The following is a 1,788-nucleotide window of genomic DNA, read 5'->3' on the forward strand; positions in this document are numbered from 1 at the left end:
GCGGCCGCCGTCGTGGTGTTCGACCTGGCCACCGGCGTGGAGGTGGAGTCGGCTGTGGTGCCCGGCGAGGTGACGTTTCCGTACGTCCCAGGGTTGCTGGCGTTTCGCGAGGTGCCGATCCTGCTGACGGCGCTCGACCGGCTCGCGGCCCGGCCCGATCTGGTGGTCTGCGACGGTACGGCATTGCTCATCCGCGGCGCTTCGGGCTGGCCTGTCATCTGGGGGTGGTGACGGGCTGCCGACCTTCGGGGTGGCGAAGACCCTTGCCGGGGCACTGGGGCCGGTTGTGGCTTTGGCGTCGGTGGCGGGGTGGAGCGCATTCAGGAGCAGTTGCGGCAGCGGCTTGACCTGCACAATCATCTGGCCGCTGCGCCGAGGCTGGTGGCCGGCGGAGGAAACGGTCGGGTGAGGGTTATGCGATGGCGGCGATGTCGCCGTCGTCGAAGTAGATGGCTTGGTGCAGGCGTCCGCCGAGGGCGGCGGCGTAGCGGGCGACGATGTCTTGGCCGGAGATTTTGCCTTGTTCGATCTGGGAGACACGGCCTTTGGTGACGCCCATGCGGTCGGCGACCTGCTGTTGGGTGAGGCCGCGGGCGCGGCGTACCTCGGCGAGGCGGTGTCCGACCAGGGTGGCGAGTAGTTCCTGCTTGCCGTCTTCGACGGCCTGCTCGCCGCCGGCACGCTTGACGTGGGCGGCGCGGATGTCGCGCCAGCGTGCGTAGCTGCTCATGGCTGTCGACCCTCCTCCTCGGCGCGTTCCTTCAGATAGATCTCGTAGCGGTGCTCGGCCAGGGGGATCGCTTCGGTGTACCACCGCTGCCAGCGTCCGGCCTTGTCTCCGGCGACGAGCAGGATGCTGGAGCGCCACGGGTCGAAGGCGAACAGGATGCGTACGGTTCCGGGGCGCAGCTCTTTGAGGTTGGCGACCGACGAGCCGTGGATCGTGTCGACCAGCGGCCGGCCCAGCCCCGGGCCGGCTTCGGCGAGTAGGTCGATGGCTTGCACGACGCGGGCGTGGGTGAGTGGATCGAGGTTGTCGATCCACTCCTGTACCTCTTTGACGAGGTAGATCTCCCACTCGCCGGTAGCCATCCCCGGAGTATAGCGGACGCTATACCATGGGTGTTGACGTGAGCGGGATCGTTCAGGGGCTCGGCTGGGTGTGGTGAAGGGTCAGAGGCACTGTCATTTGCGGCGAGGTTGGTGGGTGGGTGGTGACGATCGCGGGTCATGGCGATCGTGGTGACTGAGCGGCTGGTTGTGCGGGATTAGCCGAGTTGGAGACCTTCGTCCTGGCTCGGCCGGCGGAGTCGATCAGTCGGCGCGGGTGAGTCGGCTGTCGATCCGGGTCTGTCGGTGTCGTTGACGCCGTCGGAGATGGCGGCGGCGCTGGCGGGTGCGGGTCTGTCGGCGGCGATGGTCGCCCAGGCGCAGGCCAACATGAACCGCTCCCTGGTGTCGGTGATCCTCGAATCGGCGTGGTATGTGCTGAAGGAGTTCATCGGCATCAACGATGCGATCAACTGCTTCGGCGGTGACATGTGGGCGTGCGGCAGCTTGATCATCGGTGCGATCCCTTGGGGCAAGATCGCCAAGATCCCGTCGGTGATCAAGGCGGTCAACCGGACCATCAGCGCGATTCAGGCGTGGCATGCCGCGAAGCGGGCCGCCGAGGCGGTGCTGGCGGCGGCGCGGGCCGCCGAGGCGGCGGCGTTGAACGCCAAGAAACTGGCGATCGAGCGGGCGAAGAGAGCCGCGCAGGCGGCGAAGAAGAAAGCCGCCGACAAG

Annotated in this window: 2 protein-coding genes and 2 pseudogenes; 2 read left to right on the forward strand and 2 right to left on the reverse strand. The window is 67.6% G+C overall.

Translation table 11 applies throughout. From position 1 onward, the window contains the following. A pseudogene (locus AC507J_RS32200) lies at positions 1-262 on the forward strand (endonuclease V); the annotation flags it as partial. A gap of 150 nt (positions 263-412) precedes the next feature. Here AC507J_RS32200 and AC507J_RS32205 read toward each other — a convergent pair. Continuing rightward, the gene (locus tag AC507J_RS32205) at positions 413-730 is read right to left on the reverse strand and encodes a helix-turn-helix domain-containing protein (protein ID WP_496294317.1); all 318 of its coding nucleotides are present in this window, start codon (positions 728-730) and stop codon (positions 413-415) included. Next, the gene (locus AC507J_RS32210; RefSeq protein WP_496294319.1) at positions 727-1,092 is read right to left on the reverse strand and encodes a type II toxin-antitoxin system RelE/ParE family toxin; all 366 of its coding nucleotides are present in this window, start codon (positions 1,090-1,092) and stop codon (positions 727-729) included. Before AC507J_RS32210 ends, AC507J_RS32205 begins: the two co-directional genes overlap by 4 nt. 249 nt (positions 1,093-1,341) lie before the next feature. Between AC507J_RS32210 and AC507J_RS32215 the strand changes: the two are divergent. Next, a pseudogene (locus tag AC507J_RS32215) lies at positions 1,342-1,788 on the forward strand (hypothetical protein); the annotation flags it as partial.

Source organism: Micromonospora sp. PRAS1 (genome assembly GCF_059553435.1).

Coding starts and splice junctions, on each gene's coding strand:
- AC507J_RS32205 (WP_496294317.1), bottom strand. CDS start 730: ATGAGCAGCTACGCACGCTGGCGCGACATCCGCGCCGCCCACGTCAAG.
- AC507J_RS32210 (WP_496294319.1), bottom strand. CDS start 1,092: ATGGCTACCGGCGAGTGGGAGATCTACCTCGTCAAAGAGGTACAGGAG.